Annotated in this window: 20 protein-coding genes and 1 pseudogene; 7 read left to right on the top strand and 14 right to left on the bottom strand. The window is 63.4% G+C overall.

The window, feature by feature from the left end:
* Window positions 1–241 precede the first annotated feature (241 nt).
* Window positions 242–1,513, bottom strand: a complete 1,272-nt coding sequence (locus ACTJJX_RS33870; protein WP_004423958.1) for an IS4-like element ISPa1635 family transposase — start codon at window positions 1,511–1,513, stop codon at window positions 242–244.
* Between the two features lie 114 nt (window positions 1,514–1,627).
* On the opposite strand from ACTJJX_RS33870, the gene ACTJJX_RS33865 reads away from it, so the two are divergent.
* On the top strand, window positions 1,628–2,782 hold the full coding sequence (locus tag ACTJJX_RS33865) for a GNAT family N-acetyltransferase (protein ID WP_134307582.1): 1,155 nt from the start codon (window positions 1,628–1,630) through the stop codon (window positions 2,780–2,782).
* 11 nt (window positions 2,783–2,793) lie between these two features.
* On the opposite strand, the gene ACTJJX_RS33860 is transcribed toward ACTJJX_RS33865, so the two are convergent.
* The 4 genes and pseudogenes from ACTJJX_RS33860 to ACTJJX_RS33845 all read right to left on the bottom strand — a co-directional run.
* Window positions 2,794–3,321 carry an ATP-binding protein gene (locus ACTJJX_RS33860; RefSeq protein ID WP_071535723.1) on the bottom strand — a complete coding sequence of 176 codons (528 nt, stop codon included), beginning with the start codon at window positions 3,319–3,321 and terminating at the stop codon, window positions 2,794–2,796.
* A gap of 376 nt (window positions 3,322–3,697) precedes the next feature.
* Entirely contained in the window at window positions 3,698–4,003 is a 306-nt protein-coding gene (locus tag ACTJJX_RS33855) for a HigA family addiction module antitoxin (RefSeq protein WP_003099268.1), read from the bottom strand.
* A gap of 11 nt (window positions 4,004–4,014) precedes the next feature.
* A complete protein-coding gene (locus ACTJJX_RS33850; RefSeq protein WP_003117425.1) occupies window positions 4,015–4,293 on the bottom strand; it encodes a type II toxin-antitoxin system RelE/ParE family toxin in 279 nt (92 codons plus the stop codon).
* Between the two features lie 52 nt (window positions 4,294–4,345).
* A pseudogene (locus tag ACTJJX_RS33845) lies at window positions 4,346–4,471 on the bottom strand (phage integrase); the annotation flags it as partial.
* A 150-nt stretch (window positions 4,472–4,621) separates the two neighbouring features.
* Here ACTJJX_RS33845 and ACTJJX_RS33840 point away from each other — a divergent pair.
* Window positions 4,622–6,850 carry a TonB-dependent receptor gene (locus tag ACTJJX_RS33840; protein WP_003099265.1) on the top strand — a complete coding sequence of 743 codons (2,229 nt, stop codon included), beginning with the start codon at window positions 4,622–4,624 and terminating at the stop codon, window positions 6,848–6,850.
* Between the two features lie 69 nt (window positions 6,851–6,919).
* Here the strand turns inward: ACTJJX_RS33840 and can are convergent, their stop codons facing one another.
* The 8 genes from can to ACTJJX_RS33800 all read right to left on the bottom strand — a co-directional run bounded on the left by can (window position 6,920) and on the right by ACTJJX_RS33800 (window position 13,917).
* Window positions 6,920–7,567, bottom strand: a complete 648-nt coding sequence (can, locus tag ACTJJX_RS33835) for a carbonate dehydratase (RefSeq protein ID WP_003095021.1) — start codon at window positions 7,565–7,567, stop codon at window positions 6,920–6,922.
* A gap of 61 nt (window positions 7,568–7,628) precedes the next feature.
* The gene (locus tag ACTJJX_RS33830; RefSeq protein ID WP_014603324.1) at window positions 7,629–8,867 is read right to left on the bottom strand and encodes a C69 family dipeptidase; all 1,239 of its coding nucleotides are present in this window, start codon (window positions 8,865–8,867) and stop codon (window positions 7,629–7,631) included.
* A 198-nt stretch (window positions 8,868–9,065) separates the two neighbouring features.
* A complete protein-coding gene (rimI, locus tag ACTJJX_RS33825; protein WP_003095025.1) occupies window positions 9,066–9,518 on the bottom strand; it encodes a ribosomal protein S18-alanine N-acetyltransferase in 453 nt (150 codons plus the stop codon).
* Complete coding sequence (locus tag ACTJJX_RS33820) at window positions 9,515–10,216, bottom strand: hypothetical protein (RefSeq protein WP_003141633.1); 702 nt, start codon at window positions 10,214–10,216, stop codon at window positions 9,515–9,517. The genes rimI and ACTJJX_RS33820 overlap by 4 nt, the downstream gene beginning before the upstream one ends.
* 259 nt (window positions 10,217–10,475) lie before the next feature.
* Complete coding sequence (locus ACTJJX_RS33815) at window positions 10,476–11,012, bottom strand: DUF6160 family protein (RefSeq protein WP_003141635.1); 537 nt, start codon at window positions 11,010–11,012, stop codon at window positions 10,476–10,478.
* Between the two features lie 30 nt (window positions 11,013–11,042).
* Entirely contained in the window at window positions 11,043–12,062 is a 1,020-nt protein-coding gene (locus ACTJJX_RS33810) for a hypothetical protein (protein WP_003095031.1), read from the bottom strand.
* Between the two features lies 1 nt (window position 12,063).
* The gene (locus ACTJJX_RS33805; protein WP_003106143.1) at window positions 12,064–13,110 is read right to left on the bottom strand and encodes a DUF6160 family protein; all 1,047 of its coding nucleotides are present in this window, start codon (window positions 13,108–13,110) and stop codon (window positions 12,064–12,066) included.
* A 204-nt stretch (window positions 13,111–13,314) separates the two neighbouring features.
* Complete coding sequence (locus ACTJJX_RS33800) at window positions 13,315–13,917, bottom strand: hypothetical protein (RefSeq protein WP_003095035.1); 603 nt, start codon at window positions 13,915–13,917, stop codon at window positions 13,315–13,317.
* 284 nt (window positions 13,918–14,201) lie between these two features.
* Between ACTJJX_RS33800 and mksB the strand changes: the two genes are divergently transcribed.
* From mksB to ACTJJX_RS33775, 5 genes are all read left to right on the top strand, one after another.
* On the top strand, window positions 14,202–15,500 hold the full coding sequence (gene mksB, locus ACTJJX_RS33795; protein WP_003121054.1) for an Mks condensin complex protein MksB: 1,299 nt from the start codon (window positions 14,202–14,204) through the stop codon (window positions 15,498–15,500).
* Window positions 15,490–16,185, top strand: a complete 696-nt coding sequence (gene mksE, locus ACTJJX_RS33790; protein ID WP_003095041.1) for an Mks condensin complex protein MksE — start codon at window positions 15,490–15,492, stop codon at window positions 16,183–16,185. Before mksB ends, mksE begins: the two co-directional genes overlap by 11 nt.
* Window positions 16,182–19,028, top strand: a complete 2,847-nt coding sequence (gene mksF / locus ACTJJX_RS33785) for an Mks condensin complex protein MksF (RefSeq protein WP_016852155.1) — start codon at window positions 16,182–16,184, stop codon at window positions 19,026–19,028. Before mksE ends, mksF begins: the two co-directional genes overlap by 4 nt.
* A gap of 111 nt (window positions 19,029–19,139) precedes the next feature.
* Window positions 19,140–20,147: an iron ABC transporter substrate-binding protein gene (locus ACTJJX_RS33780; RefSeq protein ID WP_003095046.1), complete on the top strand. Its 1,008-nt coding sequence runs from the start codon at window positions 19,140–19,142 to the stop codon at window positions 20,145–20,147.
* A gap of 20 nt (window positions 20,148–20,167) precedes the next feature.
* Complete coding sequence (locus tag ACTJJX_RS33775) at window positions 20,168–21,706, top strand: ABC transporter permease (RefSeq protein ID WP_031634251.1); 1,539 nt, start codon at window positions 20,168–20,170, stop codon at window positions 21,704–21,706.
* A gap of 80 nt (window positions 21,707–21,786) precedes the next feature.
* Here the strand turns inward: ACTJJX_RS33775 and ACTJJX_RS33770 are convergent.
* Window positions 21,787–23,754, bottom strand: a 1,968-nt coding sequence (locus ACTJJX_RS33770) for an MlaD family protein (RefSeq protein WP_440782052.1), incomplete at its 5' end; no start/stop codon positions are given.

The raw sequence follows: 23,754 nt of genomic DNA, 5'->3' as shown, positions 1-23,754 counted from the left end.
CAATGTCATCAACCTAAGCTGCAGCCCTGCCCAAGGCAAGCCCCCCGAAGCAGCCAGCCGCCATGGCCGTCGGGCGATGACCAGGCCTCTGCCGCTCAATCAGGCGGTCTAGCTGGGCTGGCGGTGATGTGATCATCGTCTGTTCCGGCTGTCTAGGCGAGATTTCTCGTCCTCCGGACGAGCCTATGCCGACCGCTTGTGGCCAGCTTTTTTTGCACGGAGGTTGGGCGGTGGTGTTTCTTCAGCGCGTCGGTTTGTAGCCCTCACAACCTCGGCTGGCTGCGCGTTTGCGTTGGCGCGCAAAGCTACGGCCTGAGCGTACGGCACTGAGGCTTTTAGCCATCAAGGCCAGCACATTGCTCAGCCCCTGAGCACAGTGCCGCACCAGCAGCTCGACCAGGGTATTTTTGAGCCGTGACACGCCTTGGGTGAAGTTGACTTTCCATCGCAGCTTGCGACCTTTGTGGCGCTGTTCGATGACCGGCTGTAGCAGGTGCTGCATCAACAGCGCCAGGTTCTTCAACAGTTGAGCGGCATGAAAGTCCTGCTTTACAGCGGTCACGCTGCGGCCGCTGAAGTTGTCCAGCGTCAGGGTTTGTTTGAGGCGACGGAAGTCGGTTTCGATGCCCCAGCGGCGGTGGTAAAGCTCGGCAAACACCTCAGCGGGAAAGGCTTCTCGATCCAGCAGCGAGGTCAGCAATACTTCGCTTTCGCCGTTGGCCAACTCGACCCGGATCAGTCTCAGCTCGATCTGGCTGGCAGGATCAACGCCAGCCTCGGAGCAGAACAGACGTGCTTCAGGATGGTTGGCCACGAAAAGCTGTGTGTCTTCAACTTGGCCAGAGTGTAGAAACGCTTTGACCTGGGCGTTATAGCCACAGGGCAGGCGCATCAGAAAGTGCCGCTGTTGCTGCGCGAACAGCGCGAATAACCAGTGCCCAGGGTAACCACGGTCAAACAGCGTCAGGCTGTCAGCCGGCAGGTGCTCAAGGTGCAGATGGGCACAGTCGCGCTCACCGACTGTCAGGGGCACGATCAGGCTATGCAAGGTTTGACCGTCAGCGACTTCGTAGAGTGTGGACAAGCGAGCCATGGGAAAGCCAGAGTGACTGCCAAAGAAGGTCGCCATGGTCGACTCCAGGGGTAAATGCACGGTCGAGCCATCCACCGCGAGCACCCTCAGCCCACGCCACTTCTGACGCAGCCCGAAGCAGTCAATTTGTTGCTGCAGGAGGCGATTGAGACTTTCAAATACCTCGGGGTTGAGCTTTTTGCGCGCTTTGCAGAAGGCCTGCGCAGTGACCATTTGCGTCTCAGTCGACGCCTGATTGAGTACGCGATAGAACTGATCGAGTTCGGTTTGCAGGGCCGTGCGCGGCTGATTGAGCAGGAACAGGACGAGGTTCTTGAAGGTGAGCTGGCGTCGGCGGGTAAAGTCTTGAGGATTCTGGCGGTGGGCGGCGATGAAGGCGGGACAATCGAGCGGGCTGGTTATTTTTTGTACAATTTTCAAGCCAGGGTTTGGCTGGCGGTGTCAAGCGATGCGGTATAGGTAGTCAAAAGGGCTTCTCCCATGCACTGATTTGAGCGCTAATTATATGATATTTATGGATAATTTCCAAAGTTGATGACATTGGGGCGCAGGGTACTCCATGTCGCGGATGCTGTAGAGCTTCTCAAGACGACATTTGAGCCTATAGAAAGCCCAGTAAGATTTGTTGAGGAAGTGGCTGCGCATACTATTCCTCTGAGTGACAGCATATTCGCTAGCCTAAGAGAGGATTATCCGCCATTTGATCAGTGGTGGAAAGATAAGTGTGTTCGCGAACATCGAACATGCTGGATCATTTCAAGTGACCAGAACCAAAATATAGCAGGCTTGGTTGTCAGAAAAGACGAAAGCCCTGAGAACACTGACGCTACGCTTCCTGCAAAGAAAATCCTGAAGATATGCACATTTAAGGTACGCCCTGAAAGTCGTGGCTTTAAGCTCGGAGAGCTTCTTTTAAAGAAGGTGTTCTGGTTTGCGCAAAAAAACTCGTACGATCTAGTTTATGTGACTACATATGATGGTCAGGCTGCTCTTATAGATTTGCTTGAATATTATGGCTTTCAGCATACGGCTACCAAGCCAGATGGTGAGTTGATATATGAAAAGACTTTCTCCCAAGATGTTCTAGTTCGCAATAGCGGAGAAGACCTTTTTAAGACTGCGCGGTTAAATTATCCTCGTTTTGTGACGGATCAAGATGTAAGGGCTTTTGGGATACCCATTAAAGAGGGTTATCACGATATCCTTTATCCGGACTTGAAATCTGACTATCAAGGAGATTTGTTTGAAAATGCTGGATTGGTAGGCCCGCAGCGACCAGGAAATACTATTCGGAAAGTATATCTTTGTCGTGCTAAATCAAATTTGGGGGAGCCAGGCTCGCTTTTGTTTTTCTACAAGGGAAAATCCAAGCACGACCCATCTCAGGCGTTTACTACCATTGGCATTCTTGAGGAGGTTGCAACCGCAAGTTCAACAAAAGAGCTTATGAAGCTAGCAGGTGGCCGTTCGGTTTACAGCGAAAAACAACTAGAAGACTGGGCCGCTTCTAGTCATAACCCTATAAAGGTTATTAATTATCTGTTGGCGTGCTATATAGATCCTCCTGTTGGAATGATTGAGCTCCAAGAAATGAATGTGTTTACTGGTCATCCACCTCAATCTATTTTTGAAATTAAAGTAAATATTGATCGCCTGCTTGCGAGATCCGGAGTCGGATTTAAGGTCTAAGGCATTAAGCTTTAAATCTTGCCTATAATTTTTTTGGCCACATCTGCAAATACTTCATGAGTTGGCTGGAAAAGAATCTCTAAGGGTAAATTTAGGGTCTCACATATCAATTTGGCGTGAGCTCTTTCTGCTTCAAGAAATAAAGCGATGTCTACTGTGCTCTTGGAATCATCTCTGGAGGATAGGCGAGAAGAAATTATTTCTGGAGAGGCTTCTATAAGAATAACTCCAGTTAGATTTAGGTCCTTAAAGACGGAGGGTGGGAGGCGTATAAATTCAGCATGAGGGCCTATTAGAACAAAATGGCCGTCAAGAAGTAGTGAATTACCCTGCTCAGAGATTCGCCGAACTGCAGCCACCAGAGCTACTTGATTGTCGTCAGCATTGACGACCTTCTTATCAGTACTCCAATTTAGTTGATTCTTTTCTTTACGAATCAGGCTGCTGGCACTCTCATGTAAGACATCATGCGCTTGCGCATATTTTTCGCATAGATAGCTTTTACCAACACCGTGTACCCCTGCGACGAAAACGGTCATGACGCATCCCAGTGAAATGTAAGGTCAACGGATGCTAATTGGCCATCACGAAGGAAGTAAAGGGCTAGGGGTGACTACATTGGTCGCATTTTCTGGAAAGGACTGGTCTAGCCAGCGTAGAGGAGGGATGGATTGCCCGTTTTATGGGGCTTTCCGGCTCAGTGGGGCGGTTCGTAACGGATTCATAATGCTGATGTCCCAGGTTCAAGTCCCGGTGTAGCCACCATATTTTTCAAGGGGTTAGCGCAAGCTAACCCCTTTTTGTTTTGGTCGGCAGACTACAAACCGACTACAAACCGTCTACGCCCCCCTTTACCGATTTACGGTTCGCATAAAAAAGCCCCGCATCTGCGGGGCTCTACGATCAACGTCACTGCTATCCGTGAGCAAGCAGCGGCTCAATCTCATGTTCGATCTGCTTGCCATTCGCCGCATAAGCAGTTGCTAACGAATACTCACTCTGGAGATTCATCCAGAACTGAGCGGACGTATCAAAGTAACGCCCCAGACGAATCGCCATATCTGCGGAGATACCACGCTGCTCACGAACGATATCGTTCACTGTCGGAGCGGAGACTTTCAAAGCGCGTGCTAGAGCAGCTGGAGAGATATCCAACTCCATCAGAAACTCATCGCGCAATATTTCCCCGGGATGGATGGGGCGCATACCATTGGTAGCCATGGTCCACCTCCTCAGTGGTAATCAACTATTTCGACTTCTTCGGGACCCGCATCCGTCCAGACGAAACAGACACGCCACTGGTCATTGATCCTGATGCTATGTTGGCCCGCCCGCTTTCCCTGCAACGGCTCCAACCGGTTTCCAGGTGGAGAGCGCAGGTCTCGAAGCTCCCTAGCCGCATGAAGCATTGCGAGCTTACGCGTAGCGACTGTGAGGATCGCTCCCCACCGCCTCGAAAGACCCGTCTCAAAAAGCTGACGAGTCTCGTCGCAGCGAAAGGTCAGAATCATTCATTAACCCTTAACGTTAAGCGTTAATTTCACTACAGACTACCACAGATCCTCATGTGGTCAATTTGTAGCCAGACTGAGTAATCGGAGAAAAGCGCATCGCCGATTCCAAGTGCTCCGGCGACAGATGTGCATACCGCATCATCATCGAGGAATGCCCGAGGATCCGCTGTAGGGCCACGCCATGCGCAGCGCCCCGTGTCAGGCATTTCATCTTGCTTTGGATGCCAGGCATGCCTCATTGAAACAGTTCGAATCATTTGATAATCATTATCGATTTGTTTAGCTTTGCCGCCCATCAAAACAACAGCAACTCGGAAATCTCCTCATGCCCCGCTCCATCCCTTTGCGCCCGGCTCCCCTGGCGCTTTCCCTGTCCCTCTTCGCTTCGTTTTCCGCTCCTGCGCTGGCTGCCGATCCGGTGGAGCAGCAGATGGTAGTGATCGGCTCGCGCGCGCCGACCAGCATCAGCGAGTTGCCCGGCACGGTCTGGGTGATCGAGCGCGAGCAACTGGACCAGCAGACCCAGGCCGGCGTGCCGCTGAAGGAGGCGTTGGGACAATTGATCCCGGGCCTGGATATCGGCTCCCAGGGTCGTACCAACAACGGCCAGAACCTGCGCGGACGCAGCGTACTGGTGATGATCGACGGGGTGTCGCTGAACAGTTCACGGGGCATCAGCCGGCAGTTCGACTCCATCGACCCATTCAACATCGAGCGCATCGAGGTGATGTCCGGCGCCAGCGCGGTGTACGGCGGCGGCGCCACCGGCGGGATCATCAACATCGTGACCAAGAAGGGCGTCGGCGGCGACACTCGCTTCAACACCGAGCTGGGCGCCCGCAGCGGCTTCCAGAGCCATGAGGACCACGACCTGCGCGCGGCGCAGTCGATCAGCGGCGGCAACGACCTGTTCAACGGCCGCCTGGCCATCGCCTACCAGAAGAACGGCGCGGCCTACGACGGCAGTGGCGACCAGGTACTGACGGACATCACCCAGACCGACCTGCAGTACAACAGGTCGGTGGACCTGATGGGCAGCCTTGGCTTCACTTTCGCCAATGGCCACAGCCTCGATCTCGGCCTGCAGTACTACGACTCCGGCTACGACGGCGACCGCGGCCTCGATCTTGGGCGCAACTTCGATGCCCTGCGCGGACGGGCACCCTATTCGATCAAGGGCGGCGTCGACCTCGACCGCGAGCCGGAGAGCAAGCGCCATCAGTTCAACGCCACCTACCACGCGCCGGAAGTGCTGGGTCACGACCTCTACCTGCAGGCCTACTACCGCAACGAGAAGATGGCCTTCAATCCCTTCCCTACCATCCGCTACAGCAATAGCGGCGCGATCAACTACGGCACCTCCTACTACTCGGCCTCGCAGCAGGACACCGACTACTACGGGATGAAACTGGCCCTGGTGAAGACCTGGGAGCGCGCCAGCCTGACCTACGGGGTGGACCTGGACCGGGAAAAATTCACGTCCGACCAGATGCTCTTCAACCTGCCGCTCGCCGCCGCCAGCGGCGGGCTGGTAGCCAGTGAACAGGCCAAACTGGGCCGCTACCCGGACATCGATACCGACAGCCGCGCCTTCTTCCTCCAGGGCAGTTGGAAGGCCACCGACGACCTGACCCTGAGCGCCGGCGTGCGGCGCCAGTCGATGAGCACCGACGTCAGCGACTTCGTTGCGGCGAACCAGCAGATCCTCATCGCCAACGGCCTCGGCAAGACCGCCGACGCGGTTCCGGGCGGGAGCAAGGACTACGACGTCAACCTGGTCAACGTCGGCGCCATCTACAAGCTGAACCTGCAACAACAGGTCTGGGCCAACTACAGCGAAGGCTTCGAGCTGCCGGATCCGGCCAAGTACTACGGTTTCGGACGCTACGGCGCAGCCGACGGCAATGGCCACTACCCGCTGTTGCAGGGGGTCAGCGTGAACGACTCGCCGCTGGACGGGATCAAGACCAAGCAGGTCGAGCTGGGCTGGCGGCACACCGACGGTGCCCTGGATACCCAGGTGGCGGCGTTCTATTCCTGGTCGGACAAGAGCATCAAGTACGACTCGAAGACCCTGGCGGTGCTGCAGCAGGACACCAAGAAGCGCAACTACGGCCTGGAGGGCCAGGCTACCTACTGGCTGGACGATCACTGGCAGGTCGGCGTCAACGGCCTGGCCATCCGCTCCCAGGAGAAGGTCGACGGCCGCTGGCTGAAGCAGGACGTGACCTCGGCCAGCCCGTCCAAGGCCGGCGCCTTCGTCGGCTGGAAGGACGACCAGCGCAGCCTGCGCCTGCAGGGCGTGCGCACCTTCAACCTGAACGACGAGCCGGGCAACAAGATCGACGGCTACGCGCTGTTCGACCTGCTCGGCACCCAGGCGCTGCCGGTGGGCACCCTCACCGCGGGCATCCAGAACCTGCTGGACAAGGACTACACCACGGTCTGGGGACAACGCGCGCAGGTCTACTACGGCGGGCTCGCACCAGCGGGACTGTTCGACTACAAGGGACGGGGGCGGACCTACAGCCTGACGTATAGCGTGGAGTTCTGAAGCCGTCCTCGACAGTTCCCCTGTCCCTCCAGGGAGAGGGGAACTCGTGGGAAAGAGCTTCCGCCTCTCTCAGCAGCAACCGCCCAGCGGACTCAAGCGATACTGCGGCGGCAACTGGTCGAGGCCGCTGACGGTGACGTTGAGGTTCTTCCACAGGCCATCCTTGATCCCGTAGATGCAGCCATGCACGGACAGCGACTGGCCGCGGTGCCAGGCGTTCTGGACGATGCTGGTGTGGCTGACGTTGGCCACCTGCTGGATCACGTTGAGCTCACAGAGGCGATCGACGCGCTCTTCCTCGGTCGGCAACTGCTCCAGGTGCTCGCGGTATTCGTAGGCGAGGTCGCGAATGCTGCGCAGCCAGCCGTCGATCAGGCCGAGCTGGTCGTTGTGCAGGGAGGCGCGCACGCCGCCGCAGCCGTAGTGGCCGGTGACCAGGATGTGCTTGACCTTGAGCACGTCGACGGCGAACTGGATCACCGACAGGCAGTTGAGGTCGGTGTGCAGCACGACGTTGGCGACGTTGCGATGGACGAACAGGTCGCCGGGCAGCATGCCGACGATTTCGTTGGCCGGCACCCGCGCGTCGGAGCAGCCGATCCAGAGGTACTCGGGGGTCTGCTGGCGGGCCAGCTTGGCGAAGAAGTCCGGGTCTTCCTGCTTGATCGCTTCGGCCCAGCGGACGTTGTTCTCGAACAGTTGCTGCAAGTCGCTCATGGCATGCCCCTCGTTTGACCGGTGCAGCACCTTACGGAAGGCGATGCCCGTTTGACAAGCGTCACAGCGCGGCGTGGCTACGCCACCAGCGCTGCTGCGCCAGCGGCTGCATGGCGACCTGATCATGCCAACAGGCGTGCCAGGCTGCGGCGTCCTCTGCCAGGCGCGGCCAGTCGGGCTGTTCGAGGTCGGCGAAGAGTTCCCGTTCCAGCCAATCACGGCCGCTGCGCAGGAGCCGGCGGAAGGCGCGGTCGGTGAGCGCGCGGCGGTGCACCGCCTCGAAGCGCCACCAGGGGGACTCCTGTACCGCCTCGCGCGGCTGGCTGAGCACGGCGGCGCCGGAGGCCGGATCGAAGGACAGCGGCTGGAACAGTCCCAGGCACGGCGCCGAAGTACCGGTGGCGGCCAGCAGCGGGCCGTCGTCGCGCAAGCGGGCGACCAGACTGGCGGTGGTCTGCGAAGGCCGCCAGAAGCTGCCGGCGTGCATGCATACCTGGCGGTTGTTGTGGCGGCGGAAGTGGTCACCGCGCGGGCCATGGTGGCGCAGCGCGGCGAACAGCGCGTGCCAGTCCGGCTCGCCAGGCAGACTGTCGAGGAAGCGCTGGTTGATCCGACAGCGCCGGTGCGCGCCGCCGACCCAGGGTAGCAGGCGGGTGTCGAAGACCCGCGCGAAGTGGAAGTCGCCGCGACCATCCCAGCAGCCCTGGCGGCGAGCCTGGTCCTCGAGGTCGCGGCTGCACAGGTCGAATTCGTGGCCAAGGGTCAGGGCGTTGGAGATGGCCCAGCGCTCGACCTTCTTCGCCGCCCACAGGTTGCCGGCGGTTTCCAGCACCCAGGCTTCGCCGGGGTCGGCGATGAGGAAGCTGTTGTCGTAGCGGATGCGCTTGTCGCGGTAGCCGGCCGGGCCGCCCTGGCCGTAACGCTGCAACAACCCGGTGATCACCTCTAGCGCCTCGCGGGCGCTGGCGCCGCGCTCCAGTCCCAGGCGCAGCAGGTCCATGCCGAGCAGCGCGGTGCCGCGCTGACGGGTCAGCTTGGTGAACACCGCTTCGTTGCCGATGGCCACGCCGTGCTCATTGACGCCCATTTCCGCGCCCCAGATCCAGCTCGGCTGGCTGATCACCAGCGCATGCCGCTGGGCGGCCTGGGGAATGTCGAGGTAGGTGGTGCGCAAGCGCGCTTCCGGATCGTTGCGCACCGCCGGCAGGCGCAGCAGACGCTGCGGTTCGGCGGGCTCGCGGTCGCTGTTCTTGGCGAACCAGGTCTGGCCCTGGTGGCGAAGGATCAGGGTGTCGCACATGGGGGGCTCCAGTCTGCGCATCCTGCCACCGGCCGCTGTCGACCTGACTTCGCACTCCCGCGAAGGGTTACCGCATGAAGGGACCTGCCTGCGGTATGCAGGCGAGAATCGGAATGCTGGTAAGGGTACGGCGGTGCCAGAAGGCCAGCCAGCTACTCCAAGTGATAGCTAGTTGCCGGCAGGGAAGCGGAGCAAGCCTCAGTCGAACAGGGTACAGGCCATGACCAGGGCGTCTTCGCGCCCGCCGACGGCGGGGTAGTAGTCGCGACGGCGGCCGATCTCGTTGAAACCGTAGCGTTCGTAGAGGCGGTAGGCGGCCTGGTTGGAAGCGCGCACTTCGAGGAAGCATTCGCGAGCCTGGTGGCCGGCCGCCTCGCGCATCAGGTGTTCGAGCAGGCGCAGACCGAGGCCACGCCCCTGGCTTTCGGGCTTCACCGTGATATTCAGCAGGTGCGCCTCGTCGAGGATGATCTGGATGACGCCATGGCCGACCTGCTGGCTACCCTCGAACATCAGCCAGCAATGGTAGTTCTTCAGGCCTTCGCTGAAGATGCCACGGGTCCAGGGGTGGCTGAAGGCGGCATATTCGATTTTCAGCACGGCATCGAGGTCCGCCTCGGTCATCGGGCGGAAGGAAATCGCATCGCTCATTGAATCTCGCTCGACCAGCGCTGACGGACACGGCGCATGGCGCGCCACAGCTCGCCCTTGAGGGCGGGTTCTTCCATGAGGGCTTCCAGGCCCGGCACGGCCCAGGTTGCGCCCAGACCGTCCACCTGCAGTTCGCGGAACAGGCTGCCCTCGTCGCCCTCGCCGGCGAAGCGGATCGCCGGCAGGCCGACCAACCACAGGCAGCGGCTACGCTCGCTCTCCTCCATGCGCGCGGCGACGAAGCTCTGGACGAACTCCAGGGCCGCCTGCGGCCCCTGGTCGAGGTTGCCGCGCGCCAGCAGCGGCCAGCGTACCGGTTCGCCGATCAGCCGCGGGCTGTCCGGCAGGCCGGCGGCGCGCAGCAGGTCGCGCAGCAGCAGGTAACCCGGATCGCGGCTGGCGAAGGGTTCGCCGGTGGGCAGTTCGACCAGCAGGGTGCAGGAGCCCGCCTGCAGCAGTTGCAAGGCGAAGCGCGGCGGCGGGGCCTGGACCGCCGGCGGCTCGGCCGGGGCCTCTTCGACCGGCGCGACCGGCTCGGCTTTCTTCGCCGCCGGGGCGCCCGGCTTCGGCAGGCTGATCGGGATCCCCCGGCCTTCCACGGGCGCGGCGGGAGCCACGCTCGGCGCGCTGGCCGGCGCCTCGGCTTGCGGGACGCGGGCCTGCGGCGCATCGATCGCGGCGCGCGCACGCACAGGCACCGCCGGCTCTTCCCGGGGCGGGGTCTCCAGCAACTCCGGCCGCGAGGGTGCGGCGAACGGCAACGGCTGGCGGGGCAGCCAACTGGTTATCTGCATCGCGCCCAGGAAGGCGCGGCGACGCTGTTCTTCGATCAAATCTCGGGCACCGGCAATTAGGCGATGCGCGGGGACGGTTTCGCCCCCGGCGTTCAGGCAGGCAATGATAGCGGTTCTTCGACCTCGGCGGAGCGGCTTTGTCCCGCCATGCGACGGTTCGCCCTCAACGCGGGGCGACGGTGAAGATATTGACGTTGCCCTGCAGCTTGAGGGTGCCGTCGATGCGTGCGCTGACCAGGTTGGTCTGCACCAGCCCGGGATCGGTACCGCGCGCCTTGTTGGCGCCAGCGATGGTGAAGCGCAGGTCCTGGAAGCTGGTGTCCTTCAGGCCGACGCGCAGCACCGGGCGGTTGAAGGCGGCGCCGTCGCCGCCGAAGCCGTCCTTGATGGTCACCACGTCCAGGGTGACTTCGTCGAAGCTGAACTTGCCGCTGATATCGTCGATCACCAGGTAGTTGTTGCCGCTGCCGGCCGGCTGGATCGCCAGGCGCGCGCCGCAACCGCCGGCGCAGCGCGTCTGCGAAGGATTTTCCTGGAGATTGAGCGAGGCGCTGATGCTGATCCCGGCCTGGCCGACCACGTCGTCCAGATCGCTATCGCCCAGCGAGCGCAACTCGGCCCCGGCCGAAGCGCTGAACAGCAGCGCCAGCGCCGCGAGGATGCCGATGCCGCCTGCCAGTGGATGAGTCTGCTTGGCCATGTGCTGCGTACCTCGTTTCCCGCCGCCACCTCAGAGGTTGTGCGACGTCACCTTCAGGTAGTTGAAGCTGAGCCCGGATATCTCGTTGCGGCCCATGTTGTAGCCGCCGGTCGGTACCTGCCCGTAGCCTGGCCGGGTACCGCCGATGTTGAGGTTCTCGATCACCAGGCTGGTGCGCGGCGCATTGGCGTAGAAGTCAGCGGCGTTGGCCAGGGTCAGCTTGGGCAGTTCGAAAGTGAAGTTGCCGTCGGCGGTGACCGAGAACAGCAACGGCTGCGACTTCCCGTAGCCAAGCGCGACGCTGGCATAGGCGTTGGTCAGGTAGACGGTGCGCGCGGCCTGCTCGGCGGCGCTGACGCAACTGGGCGAGCCAGCACCGCAGGACATGATCTCGAAAGTCTTGGCGTAGAGGTTCAGGCGCATCTCGCCAACCAGTTGGCTGCGCGCGTTGGCGCCCCAGAAGCGCAGGTAGGAACCGTCCATCGCCAGTTCGGAGAAGTCCAGGTTGAGCACATCGGTGCGCGTGGAAGTGACGCCGAAGTCGAAGCGGATGCCAGCGTCGACCTTTTCGCTGGCCCGGCTCGAGCAGTTGCTGCCGGCACCGGCGTAACCAGCGATGCACGGCTGGCCGCCGGCGCCGCTCACCAGGCTGGGGAAGGCCAGTTCGATCACGTCCGCGGTGTCCGGCAAGGTGCTGACCACCCGCCCGTCGTCGAGCTGGGTGGTCAGCACCGAACCCTTGGCCAGATTCAGCTTGAACGGGAAATTGAGACGGCCAAGAGTCACCGGCGCCAGGGTGCTGCCCTTGTTGCTGCCAGTGGCGGCGACGTACAGCTCCTTTACCGTGATCGGCACGTTCTGCCCGGTGGCGGTGTTGGTCACGCCATTGATCGCGATGGTGGCCTTGTTGCCGTCGACCATGGCGCTGTCGAGGACGAAGCCGATGCCGGCACCCTGCACGTCCGACAGTTGCTCGTCGTCGAGCGCTGTCATCTCGGCATGGGCGAAGGGGGCGGCCAGCAGGGCCGCGAGCAGGCAGGCGCGACTCATCTCAGCAGCCCTTGTTCAGGCCGCCCAGGCAGGTGTCCTGCCGTGGAATGCCATTGAAGGCCTGACCGAAGTCGACCTTGATCGGCGCCGTTCCATCGGCGTTGCGCGACATGTTGAGGAAGGCACCGGCCAGCGCGGCGACCAGCTTGGAGGGATCCTGCTGGTCGCGCCACTGGACGTTCTGGCTCTGCATCGAGATGAAGAAGCCTTTCGACGAGTCGATGAAGTTCTGCGCGTTGTTCGGATCCACGGTGCCGATCGGGAACGACTGGTACTGGGCCAGGTTGAAGCATGTCTGGGCGCCCATCAGCTTGCAGTCGTTGGAGGTCAGGAAGGGCAGCAGGACGTTCACCAGGCTGCCGATGATGGTGCTGTCGTGCATGTCCAGGGCCGTGCCGTTCTTCAGGCCGATCATGGCAGCGCGGATCGGGTCGGGGTTGCCGGAGCTGTTCACCAGTTCGGCCTGGGCGGTGTATTGGGAACTGCCGGTGAGGGTGATGGCGGTCTTCGCCGCCAGGCAGTCGAGGGCCAGCAGGCCGCAGGAAATGCTGCCTCCCAGTTGGCTGCCGGTGCCGTACAGGTCCACCGGCACGTTGCCGGTGAGGGTTTTGATATCGCCCGAGAGGTAGCCCTTGGCTTCGCCGAAACCGATACGGATGCCGACCATCTTGCTGCCGTCGTAGGCGAACTCGATGTAGGGATTGCTGATGAGGAACGGGTTGATCGCGCCGGTGGTGTCGTTGACCGTGCCCAGGGCGAAGTTGTCGATGGCGATGTCGGCACTGCCGGCAAGCTCGCCGCTGCGGTTGTACTGGCCCAACTGCAGCTTCTTCATGTTCAGTTGGGTCTCGATGTCGGCGCCGAAGTTGATGCGGGTGAAGTTCAGTCCGTTGGCGGCGTCGGTGGTGAGGTTGATGAAGGCCTGGCCGACCACGTCGGAAAGCTGGTCGTCGTCCAGCGACTCCATCCTCGCCTGGGCGGTGGCAGCCAGCAGACCGGCGCCGCAGAACAGCGCGCAACGCAGCAGGAAGGGCAGACGACGGGACATGGGCTCACCTCTTGTTCTTCTCGTGGCCGACGGCAGAGACACTGCGACCTGTAGTCACTATAGAAAGCCCCGGGCGAATCGGGGCCGACCCATAGTCGAGAAAAACCGCCGAACGACGCGGTCGCCGCGCTCGCTGCAGCGGATGAGCGGTCGCTCGGCCAGGATGGATGTTACTCATCGTCACACGGGGGTAACGTCAGCCCTTCACTGCTGGCGGAACAGGCCGATCAGATGGTCGGCAATGGCGCCCTTGATGGCGTTGAGGCTGAGCAGGGAGTGTGCGCTGAGGCGGGCGGGGTTGATCCGGTGCAGGTGCAGCGAGGGCATGCGCGCTTCGTACTCGCGCAGGTCGCCCTTGACCAGGATCGGCAGGAACACGTCGTCGTGAGCCTGGTAACGCTGGATCAGCAGTTTCAACCCTTCCTGGAACGGCAATTCCTTCGACGCCACCAGGCGGTGCTCGCCGGGAATCTTCAGGTAGAGCCCGCGATAGCCCATGGTCTCGCCCGGCAGGATATGGATCCCGGTGGGCTCCACCGCGGCCAGCGGGATATCGTGGAAGGTGTCGTGCCAGGCCTGCTCGCTGGGCAGGATGGTGATGCCGCCATGGTCGCTCTCGGGAATCACGAAGCTGTAGTTGCTGTAGAGCTTCTCGACATAGGCCGAGTAGATGCACAGGCGGTTCTCGAAACGTTTGAGGAAGGCGATCGCCTCGCTGCGGTTGGTGATGGCATCCAGGTCCCAGGCAAGGTCACCCTGGTTCTGCAGTTCGGCCCAGCGGGCCTCGGCGTAGGCGGCGTCGTTCAAGAGTCGGCATTCATTTGGAATAGACAGGCCAGGGGACTTCAGCAGAAAGCGTGCCAGCCCCTGGAAGCCCCATTCCCCGGACCAGGCGGGGCAGGAAAGTCCTTACGCAGTCATAAACTGCCGCTTTTCGACACCTCGATGATAGCCAGATGCCATCCGCCGATACCGGGCCCGTACCTGCGCCGCAGACGTGTCGACGGCCTGCATCGCACTCATCGGCGGCGTCTGCGTCGCCCGTGCCTTTGCAGTACAATCGGCGCTTTTTCCACGGACCGGCCCTCCCGATGATCGACCCCCGACGCGTACTGCGTGCGCTTGCCGAACACTGGGCCCTGCTCGAGCCTCTCTGCGAGCGCTTCGATGCCGGCACCCTGAGCCTGGCGGAACTGCGCAGCCAGTTGAACACCCAGTTACCGGAAAGCAACCCGGCGGAAATCACCGCCCTGCTCGACCAGTGGATCCGCCTGGATATCCTGGTCCCGGTGGCCAAGAGCCCCAACCGTTTCGAGCTGAACGCGCAGATCCACGACTTCCTCGCCTACCTGCGCCACGAGCATCGCCTTGGTCTGTGCCTGGAGATCGAGGCCTACCTGCGCCATCTGGAGCGCCTCGCCGGGTACATCCAGGACGCCTTCGAGACCCGCGACAGCCAGGACCTGGCGCGCCAGCTGCGACTGCTCGACATGCGCGTGCGCGATGTACTGAAGAAGCTCGGCAATGACGAGCAGGCACTGATCGGCGTGGCCGAGCGGGCCAAGACCAGCGACCGGCAGATTCCCCTGGCGCAGCGCTACGCGGAGGTCCTGGCGACCTGGGACGAGTACGTCGAGCCGATGATCCAGCTGGTCAGCGCCGACGGCGCCTTCGAGCAGGGCGTGCGGCGGGTCGAACAGGTCCTGCTGCGCCTGCTAGGCGAACAGCAGCGCCTCGGCCACCTGGTCGACGACGACCTGGTGCTGCGCACCCACGCGCGCATCCTCGAGATGCAGACCAACGCCCAGCTGACCCTGCGCCGCGCCCGCGAATTATTGCTGCCGCTGCGCGAGGAAGCGCGCCGGCACAACGCGGTGACCCGTGGCGCCGCCCTGGCGCTGGCGGCGATCCGGCGCAAGGGCCTGGATGCCGTGCCGCAGGCGGCGATGCCGCTGTTCACCCGGCCGCAGAGCACCTTCCTCGGCACCGCCTCGCAGGTCGAGAGCTACGTCTTCGCCCTCGCCCGCTTCGAGCCGAAGCCGGCGCAGTTCCCCAAGTCCAGCGGCACGCGCAAGAGCAACGGGCCGGCGCGACCACCACGGACCGCGCGGGAAATGATCGAGCGCTGCCAGGCGGCGCTGCCGCTGCCGGACCTCATGCAATGGCTGCTGGCCCAGGAACCGGACGGCGCCACCGACGAGTTGCTCTACTGGTTCTCCCGGCTGTCGCGCGACGCGCGCTTCCAGCGCGAACGCCTGCAACGCCGCGAGTACGAAACCACCGAACATTGCGTCAGCCTCTGCTCCTTCGCCCTGACCCCCGCCGCCAAGGACAAGGGCCAGGCCAGGGACGCAGACACCCTTTCCGCGAGCGAAACCCATGCATCTTGATCTCTCCGAACTGACCCAGCTCGCGCCGATCTTCCGCGAGCTGTTCAAGGGCTACCACATCAGCCACCGCGACCCCGAGCTGTACACCCAGCTGTCCTCGCACCAGGACCAGTACCGCGGCCTGTTCCGCGCCATGGGCTTCGAGCTGGTCTGCGACACCCGCGGCTTCTACTACTTCGTCCCGGAGCAGGTCGGCGCCCAGGTGAACAAGACCGCCCAACGCCTGGCGCTGTTCACCTTCATCCTCGTCGAACACCTCGCCGACCAGGGCCGCGACCCGCTGTCCGTGCTGGACGGCGGCAGCATCGGCCGCGAAGAGCTGCCGCCGCTGCTGGAGAAATACCGCGACCTGTTCCTCCAGGCCGAGGTGCAGACCCAGGAAGAACTGGAAGAGAAGGTCATGCGCCGCCTGACCCAGCTCGGCTTCGCCTCCGAGGACAGCGGCGTGTACCGCTTCATGCCGCCGATGCACCGTTTCCTAGACGTCTGCCTGTCGGTGCAGCAGGACCGCAACCTGTCCGCCAGCCTGCACGCCGACCTGCCGTTGCAGACGCCGGTGCTGGTCGATGACGGCGAGATCGAACCGCTGATGGCCAGCGACGAAGAATTGTCCGAAGAGAGCGAGGAAGACGCCCTCGCCCGCGCCATCGCCGAAGAACACGCGCAACAGGAGGCTGACGCATGAGCCAGACCCGCTACGGCATCCGCCGCTTCGCCCTGCTCAATACCGCCGGCTACAGCCTGGGTATCTTCCCGCTGGAAAACCCGCTGTCGATCTACGGCGCCAACAACCTGGGCAAGAGCGCCTCGATCAACGCCCTGCAGTTCCCGATCCTTGCCCGCCTGTCGGACATGAGCTTCGGCAAGTACAGCATGGAGCAGTCGCGGCGCTTCTACTTCGCCTCGGACACCAGCTACATCCTCCTCGAACTGATGCTGCCCCACGGTCCGCACGTGATCGGCGTGGCCGGGCGCGGCCCGGGCGGCGGCTTCGGCCACCAGTTCTTCGCCTACGCCGGCGAGCTGAGCCTGGACCACTACCAGAAGAACGGTACCTGCCTGCGCCAGCGCGAGCTGTTCGCCAACCTTGAGCGCGAAGGCTTCAAGGCCTACGAGGTGAAGCCGGAAGAGCTGCGCCGCCTGCTGGTCGGCGGGCACACGTCGATCCCGCTCGACCTGACCATGATCCCGCTGCGCTCCACCAGCGAGCAGAGCCTGAAGACCTTCCGCTCGCTGTTCATCAACCTGCTGCACATGCGCGAGATCACCGCGGCCAAGCTCAAGCAGCTGTTCCTCGACGCCTTCGAGCACAGCCTGCGCTCGGGTAATGTCGACTACATCGCCGCCTGCGAGGAGGCCTTCCGCGACGTGCGGCGGATGGAGCAGGACTACCAGGCGCTGGTCGCCGCCGGCCCGCTGGTGGAAGCCCTGGCCAACGGCGTGACCCAGCGCGACGTACTGCGCGGCAAGATGCACCGCCTTTCACCGCTGCTCGACAGCCTGCTCGGCACCTGGCACGACTACGCCGGGGCGCGCCGCGAGGAACTGCTGATCCAGCACGAGCAATACCGCGCCGAGCAGGACGGCCTGCAGAACGAACAGCGCGGCGGCACCCAGGAGCTGATGCGCCTGGAGCGCGAAATCGCCGGCATCCAGCGCTGGCTCGGCGAGCTGTCGGTACTCAAGACCCGCTTCGCCCTGGTCGACGACGCCAAGGTCCTCGAACAGCAGTTGCTCGCCGCCAAGGATGCCCACGACGAACTGGCCGGCGCCCTGGCCCATTCGCGGCAGTTCTCCAGCGAAGACCTGGAAGAGCGCCTGCGCGACCTGGAAAAACGCCTGAAGAACGTCCGCCAGCAGCTCGAACACGCCGACAACAACAGCTACGCACGCCTGCGCGAGGAGTTCAGCCAGCAGGACGTGGAACGCCTGATGCGTCTGTTCAACGGCGCGCTGTTCAGCCTGCCGCTCGGCGAGAACGGGGTGAACCTGGATGACGGCGACGTCTGGGTGAAGAGCGTCGAAGCCATCCTCGACCACTTCAAGGGCGAGCATTTCGAAGCCCCTGGCCTGAGCATCGACCTGTCGCACATCGAACCGCCGGCGTTGCAGGCCCTGGCCGACCGCGCCGCCCTGCGCGACCAGAAGGAGCGCCTGGAGAAGGAGCTGAAGCAGCTCAAGACCCAGCAGAGCGTCGCCGCCGACCGCGCCGCGAGCAAGGCCCAGGCAGAGAAGCTGTACCAGGACGTGCTGGATGCGCAGAAGGCCCTGGAAGACTTCCGCCGCACCCAGACGCTGACCGCCGAGGAGCCCGAGAAGCTCGCCGAACTGGCCCAGCTGGAGGCGTCCCAGGACGAACTCAAGCGCTCCAGCGACGCCTTCGCCGAGCGCGTCCAGCAACTCTCCGCGCGCCTGCAACTGGTGGCCCGGCAACTGGGCGACCTGGAGGCCAAGGAGCGCACCCTGGAAGATGCCCTGCGCCGCCGCCAGCTACTGCCGGCCGACCTGCCCTTCGGCACGCCGTTCATGGAGCCGGTGGACGACTCGCTGGACAACCTGCTGCCGCTGCTCAACGACTACCAGGACACCTGGCAGGCGCTGCAGCGCATCGACGGGCAGATCGAGGCGCTGTACGCCCAGGTGCGCCTGAAGGGCGTCGCCAAGTTCGATAGCGAAGACGACACCGAGCGCCGCCTGAAGCTGTTGATCAACGCCTACGCGCATCGCCAGGACGAGGCCCTGACGCTGGCCAAGGCGCGCCGCGCGGCGGTCACCGACATCGCCCGGACCCTGCGCAACATCCGCAGCGACTACGACAACCTGGAACACCAGTTGGCCCTGTTCAACCGCGAGATCAACAAGCGCCAGGTTTCCAACCTGCAGAGCTTCCGCATCGTCCTCGCGCCGAACAAGGATGCGCTCAAGCACATCGACCAGATCATCCACAGCGCCGGCCAGTACGAGGAAGGCGAAAACCTCTCGGTGTTCGACCTGACCCAGAGCGCCGAGCAGGACGCGAAGAACGAGGAGGCCAAGGAATACCTGGCCCGCCTGGTCGCCGCCAACCACAACCAGTTGGGCCTGAAGGACCTGTTCGAACTGGCCTTCGAGATCACCAAGGTCAACGGCCAGCCGATCATGCACACCGACATCGACGGCGCCGCCTCCAACGGCACCACCATGACCATCAAGGCGCTGACCAACATGTACCTGTTGCTGCACCTGATGGACCGCGAGCAGGCCGGGCGCGTGCGCCTGCCCTACTACCTGGACGAGGCGGCGGACATCGACGAGCGCAACCAGGCCGCGCTGCTGGAGACCAGCCTGCAACTGGGCTTCGTGCCGATCCTGGCGAGCGTGAAGCCGCAGGTTTCCGCACACGTGGCGATCGACCTGGAAGGCGGTAGCGGCCCGAACGGCATCTATATCGACGAAGCCGACTGGAAATACATCCGTCGCCGGGATGCCGCCGCTAGCGGCGAAACCCGCGTAGCCAGCGAACCGGAGGAAGCCGGCGAACCGGCGTGAAGCGTCTGCCACGGCCCTGCCTGACAGGGCCGTGGACTTTTCCGATAGGCCCGAGGCTCCCGCGAAGATATAATTGGTTACATTCGCATTTGTAACCCACGGGGAGAATCCATGCCTGTTCGACTTCTCAACCGTTTCCGCCACGCCGCCCTGGCGTGCCTGCTCGGTTCGCTTTCCCTCAATGCGGCGGCCGATCCCGTCACCCTTACCCTCTACAATGGCCAGCACGCCGCCACCGGTATCGCCATCGCCAAGGCCTTCCAGGACAAGACCGGCATCCAGGTGAAGATCCGCAAGGGCGGCGATGGCCAGCTCGCCAGCCAGATCACCGAGGAAGGCGCGCGCTCGCCGGCCGACGTGCTCTACACCGAGGAATCGCCACCGTTGATCCGCCTGGCCAGCGCCGGCCTGCTGGCCAAGCTGGAGCCAGAGACCCTGGCCCTGGTCGAGCCGGAGCACGCCGGCGGCAACGGCGACTGGATCGGCATCACCGCCCGCACCCGGGTACTGGCCTACAACCCGAAGAAGATCGACGAGAAGGATCTGCCGAAGAGCCTGATGGATCTTTCCGATCCGTCCTGGTCCGGCCGTTTCGGCTTCGTGCCCACCAGTGGCGCCTTCCTCGAACAGGTCGCCGCCGTGATCAAGCTCAAGGGCCAGGAGGAAGCCGAGGATTGGCTGACCGGCCTGAAGGCCTTCGGCTCGATCTACACCAACAACGTCACCGCCATGAAAGCCGTGGAGAACGGCGAGGTCGACATGGCGCTGATCAACAACTACTACTGGTACACCCTGAAGAAGGAAAAGGGCGAGTTGAACTCGCGCCTGCACTACTTCGGCAACCAGGACCCGGGCGCGCTGGTCACCGTCTCCGGCGCCGCGGTGCTCAAGTCCAGCAAGCACCCCAGGGAAGCCCAGCAGTTCGTCGCCTTCATGCTCAGCGAGGAAGGCCAGAAGGCGATCCTCAGCCAGTCCGCCGAGTACCCGATGCGCAAGGGGATGCAGGCCGATCCGGCGCTGAAGCCGTTCGCCGAACTGGACCCACCGAAACTGACCCCGGCCGACCTGGGTGAGGCCAGCGAGGCCCTCAGCCTCGAACGCGACGTTGGCCTGAATTGATCGGCGCCGCCTCCACGCCCGTGCGCCTGCGCACGGGCTCGCGCCGGCGAACGCCATTCTGGCTGTTCCTGCCGGTCCTGCTCCTCGCCCTGCTGGCCAGCCTGCCGCTGCTCTACGTCGCGGCCAAGGCCTGGGACGCCGGCTGGCACAGCGCCTGGCAACTGCTCTGGCGCCCCTACGTATTCCGCTTGCTGGGCAACACCCTGTGGCTGATGTTCGGCGTGACCCTGCTCAGCGCCCTGCTCGGCCTGGCCCTGGCCTGGTGCGTCGAGCGCAGCGACCTGCCGGCACGGCGCTTCTGGAACGTGGTGCTGTGCCTGCCGTTCGCCATCCCCGCCTTCGTCAGCAGTTTCACCTGGGTTTCGCTGAGCCCGATGTACGAAGGCCTCGGCGGCGCCATCCTGGTCATGACCATGTCCAAGTATCCGCTGGTCTACCTGCCGGTAGCAGCGACCCTGCGCGGCATCGATCCTTCCCTGGAGGAGTCGGCGCGGATGCTCGGTCTGTCGCGGCGCCAGGTGTTCCTGCGGGTCACCCTGCCGCTGCTGCGCCCGACCCTGGCCGCCACCGGACTACTGGTGGCGCTGCACATGCTGGTGGAGTTCGGCGCGCTGTCGATCCTGCGCTACCAGACCTTCACCACAGCCATCTACCAGGAGTTCGAACTGGAGTTCAGCAACGCCACCGCGGCGATGCTCTCCTCGGTACTCCTGGCACTGTGCTTCCTGCTGCTCTGGCTGGAGTTGCGCATGCGCGGCCGCGGCCGCCTGGTACGCACCGGCCAGGGCAGCGCGCGGCGGGCCGAACGGGTCCGCCTGGGGCTTGGCAAGTGGCCGCTCCAGGCGCTGCTGGCGACGCTGGTGCTGGTCGGTACCGGTATCCCCCTGGTGATGCTCGGTTATTGGCTGTACGAAGGCTCCTCGGCCAGCTTCCCGCTGATGGAAATCGCCTCGACCCTGCTTTCCTCCCTGTCGCTGGCCTTCGGCGGGGCCCTGCTCAGTTGCCTGCTGGCGCTGCCGGTAAGCATCCTGGTGGTGCGCTACCCCGGCGCCGTGGCGCGCTGGACCCAGCGCCTGCCGTACCTGCTGCAAGCGTTGCCGGGACTGGTGATCGCACTCTCGCTGGTGTACTTCTCGCTGCACTACCTGCCAGCCACCTACCAGACCACCGGCTTGCTGCTGGTCGCCTATGCCCTGCTGTTCATGCCGCTGACCCAGGCACCGATCCGCGTGGCCCTGGAAAAGGCCTCGCCGCAGTTGGAGGAAGCCGCCCGCACTCTCGGCCAGACGCCCTTGATGGCCTTCCTGCGGATCACCCTGCCGATCATCTCGCCGGCCATCGGCGCCGGCTTCGTGCTGGTGTTCCTCGACACCATGAAGGAACTGACCGCCACCCTGGTGCTAGGTCCCACCGGGCTGTCGACCCTGGCCACCTCGGTCTGGGTGCACACCGCCAACCTGGAGTACGCTGCCGCCGCACCCTACGCCGCGCTGCTGATCCTGATCTCCGGCTTGCCGGTGTACCTGCTGACCACCCGGGCGCATCTCAGCACTCACTGACACCCACTTCCCAGCAGGCAGGCATGAACGAAAACGCCGCTTACCCAGGTAAGCGGCGTTTCTTTTTGCCGGTCCGACAATCAGCGGCGGGCGGTTTCCTTCAGAGGAATCTTCGGCGCCCACTCCAACCATTCGTCATTGGCCGAATCGAACAGGGCGAAGGTCTGCCCCGGCTTGGCGGGCTCGCCCATCTGCGCATTGTTCGGGGTGGCGAAGGCAATGCCGCCCTCCATCAGCGCCTCCATCGACTCGGTGCGTAGCGACAGGCCCTTGAACAGGCTGGCGTCGACGCCGAAGCCGCTGGCATTCCAGAAACGGCTGCCGGTACGCACCAGCGGTACGTAGCGCGGTTCGATGAGGATGCTGATCAGCACCCGGTCGGCCTGTTCGCCCAAGGCCAGGTCGACGACCTTGCCCACCGGGATCTGCCGGTAGGTCACCAGGTTGCCCGGCTTGATCGAGCCCTTGCGCGGCGCACTGAGGGTCAGCCGCAGGCCGTTTTCCCGACCCAGCAGGTTGGGTGCTTCGGCGAGAGTCTGGAAGCGTGCCTGGCGCTCGCCCGGCGTGCTCGACGGCAGCGCCTCGATATAGGGGCCGCTGACCAGGGTTCCGAGGTTCTCGGTACGCAGCAGGCCGAGCGCCGGACGCACCACCCAGAAGCGGGTTCCGCTGCGGGCGACGCGCTCGCCGGCGGAAGTCAGGCGGGCCTTCATCAGTACCCCGGAGAGGTCCGGGTTCAGCTCGACGCTTTCGATCTTGCCGATGTCCAGGCCCTTGAAGCGGATCGGCGTGCCTTCGCGCAGGCCGTCGGCATTGTCGATGCTCAGCTGGATTTCCACGCCACGGGCCATCGCCGCCTCCTCGCTGTCGAAGAGGGTGAAGCGACGCACCTTGGTCACGGTCGGCGCCTTCGGATCGAGGGTGTCGAAGGAAATCCCGCCGGTGATCAGGGTCTGCAGCGACTCGCTCTTCACCTGCACGCCGCTGAGGTTGCCGGTCAGGGTGATCCCGCTGGAGTTCCAGAAGCGCGTCGAGGTATTCACCAGGTGCGCGTACTCCGGCTCGATGTGCACACCCACCACCACTCGCTGGCGGTCGCGCGACAGCTGGTAGCTCTGCACGCTGCCGACGCGGACCTGGCGGTAGAGGATCGGCGCGCCGATATCGATCGAGCCGAGCTTGTCGCTGGTCAGCACCAGGTGCAGGCCGGGCGCGTCGGTGTTCAGCGGCGGCGCTTTCGGGCGGATGGTGAACTCGCGACTCGGCGCGCCGCTCTTGGCGAAGCGCACGTCGATATAGTTACCTTTCACCAGAGCCTCGAGGCCGGTGATGCCGGCCAGGGAGATGCTTGGCTTGACGGTCCAGAATTCGGTGCCTTCCAGCAGCATGTCCTCGACCCGCGGATCCATCGCCAGGTCGGCAGTGGCGCTGCTGTAGTCCTTGCCCATGTCGATCGACTTGACCAGGCCGACCTGCACGCCGTTGAACATCACCGGGGTGCGGCCCGGATCGATACCACTGACGTCGTTCATCTTCAGCTTCACGCGCAGACCGGCCTGGGCCGCGTCGTAGTCGTCGTACAGGCGGAACGGCTTGCTCGGATCGGTCGGCGGGCTGTCGGTGCGGTTCTCCGGGGTAGAGAAGGCGATACCGCCGGCGACCAGGGTCAGCAGCGACTCGCTGTGCACCTTGAAGCCGGACAGGCCGCCGGAAATGGAGATGCCGCTGGCGTTCCAGAATCGCGTGTGCTTGCGCACCAGGTCGGCGTAGGCCGGCTCGATGTGCACCTTGATCTCGATGGTCCTCTGGTCATCGCCCAGCTGGAAGCTCTTCACCTGGCCGACCTGGATCTGCCGGTAGAACACCGGGCTGCCCTGCTCCAGGGAGCCCAGGCGATCGGCCTTGAGGGTCAGGTGCAGGCCGGGCAGCTTGTCGGAAAGGGGTGGCGGCTCCTTCAACGCGGTGAAGTAGCGTTCTTCCTTCTCGCCCTTCACCGGATCGACCGCGATGTAGACGCCGGAGACCAGGGTTTCCAGGCCGGTGACGCC

It is taken from the genome of Pseudomonas sp. 22490 (genome assembly GCF_052044465.1).
Classification (GTDB): domain Bacteria; phylum Pseudomonadota; class Gammaproteobacteria; order Pseudomonadales; family Pseudomonadaceae; genus Pseudomonas; species Pseudomonas aeruginosa.
Note: the sequence above shows the minus strand (reverse complement) of the source record. Positions and strands in the feature narration are given on the sequence as shown.